At 62.1% G+C, this 1475-nt stretch carries 1 protein-coding gene; it reads left to right on the forward strand.

All coding sequences use genetic code 11. The annotated features are described in order from the left end of the window. Window positions 1-1302, forward strand: a 1302-nt coding sequence (locus OC610_RS27325) for a DUF2345 domain-containing protein (protein WP_264432545.1), incomplete at its 5' end; no start/stop codon positions are given. Between the last annotated feature and the right edge of the window lie 173 nt (window positions 1303-1475).

A 1475-nucleotide genomic window follows, 5' to 3' on the forward strand; every position in this document is an offset into this window, starting at 1 on the left:
ATCGCCCACGCCCTGCACGATGACCGCCACCCCGACCCGGTCACCGCGCGCAACGAACGCCGCAACGTCCTGCGCACCCCGACCAACAACAAACTGCGCCTGGACGACACCCGCGGGCAGGAACACATCAAGCTCAGCACCGAACACAGTGGCAAGAGCCAGTTGAACCTGGGGCATCTGGTGGACGCCAAGCGGCAAAAGCGCGGGGAAGGGTTTGAGTTGCGCACGGATGGCTGGGGTGCGATTCGGGGTGGCAGGGGGGTGTTTATCAGTGCGGATACCCAGCCCCGCGCCCAAGGCCAGGTGCTCGATATGAGCGAGGCGACAGGTCGCTTGCAACAGGCCGCCGATCAGTTGGAAAGCCTTTCCAATGACGCGCAGGCGAGTCGGGCCGACCCCGCCGACGTGCAGGCGCAACTGGCCTTGCTCAGGCAAGACCTCGAACAGCTCAAGACCTCCGTCCTGCTGCTCAGCGCTCCGCAAGGCATCGCACTGACCAGCGGCAAGCACCTGCAACTCGCCGCGCAACACAACCTGATGCTCAACGCGGGCGGCCAAGCCGACCTCAGCGTGGTCAAGCGCCTTTTTGTCGGCGTGGGCCAAGGGCTGAGCCTGTTCGTGCGCAAGCTGGGGCTCAAGTTGATTGCCAACCAGGGGCCGGTGATCGTGAAAGCGCAGAACGACAAGCTGGAACTGATGGCGCGTCATGGGCTGGACATCAGCAGCACCGAGGACGAGATCCGCATCGTCGCGAAGAAAAAGATCACCCTCAACGCAGGCGGCAGCTACATCACGCTGGATGAGGGCCTCATCGAGTCGGGGACGCTGGGGGATTTTGTCGTCAGGTCAGCGAATTTCGAATATGTGCAAGGCGCTGCCAGCATGAAGGCCGCACACCCGGACTACCCGCAGCGCTTGTTCAAACAACCGCTGCGCCTGCGCCTACCGCAAACGCCCAATGCATCGGGCGAAGGTTGGGCGGGCATGCCTTACACACTCAAGGCCGATGGCGTACCGGTCCAGCAAGGCGTACTCGATGGCAGTGGGCAACTCATGATCGACCATCAAGTCGTCACCCGTGGCTACCGACTGACGTTGGTCAACGGCGTGAGCTACCAACTACCGGTGCCCACCGAGTACCGCAACGCCGAGCAGGCGCACTTGGCCAATCGTGGTCTGCATAACCACCCCGTACAGACCAATGCCGAAGTGAATACACCCTTCGCGCACACGGACCACCGCGCGCTGTATGCCATCCAAATGGATGGCCCCAACCATAACAAGGAAGAGACAGAGCAATGATGCAACCCGACATCGTGGTACCCATTTGCCTACGGCACACCAACGAAGCCGTTTGCACCCCGCCGTGGTACGTCCATAACACTGAATACCATCCCGTGGCGGCCAGCTATCAAGCGCTGGTCAACGGCCAGGAAACCTTCACCGCCGTGCACCAGGCCATTGCCCAGGCCAAG

It is taken from the genome of Pseudomonas agronomica (genome assembly GCF_025917275.1).
Classification (GTDB): Bacteria; Pseudomonadota; Gammaproteobacteria; order Pseudomonadales; family Pseudomonadaceae; genus Aquipseudomonas; species Aquipseudomonas agronomica.